1 protein-coding gene is annotated in these 319 nt (G+C 41.4%); it reads left to right on the forward strand.

The genetic code is table 11. The features are described from left to right. Nucleotides 1–319, forward strand: a 319-nt coding sequence (locus JUI58_RS05470) for a Uma2 family endonuclease (RefSeq protein ID WP_204102742.1), incomplete at both ends; no start/stop codon positions are given.

Raw genomic sequence — 319 nt, forward strand, 5'->3', positions numbered from 1 at the left:
TTTTAGTAGTAGAATTGGCTTCTCCTGGCACAGAGGATGAAGATTTAGGCAGAACTCAGCGAAAAAAGGAGACAAGACCGACAAAATGGGAGGTTTATGAAGAAATCTTACAAGTTCCTTATTATGTCATTTACGATCGCTATGAAAATCAGTTTCAGGGTTTTGTTTTGCAGTCGGGAAAATATGAACCGTTAGACTTAGAAGAGGGGCGATTGTGGTTGCAGGAGTTGGGTTTGGGTTTGGGTTTATGGGAAGGCATTTATGAGGGAGTAGAGGGGTTGTGGTTGCGTTTTTATGATGAGGTTGGTAATTGGATTTC

The sequence above is a fragment of the Spirulina sp. CCY15215 genome, from assembly GCF_016888125.1.
Classification (GTDB): domain Bacteria; phylum Cyanobacteriota; class Cyanobacteriia; order Cyanobacteriales; family Spirulinaceae; genus CCY15215.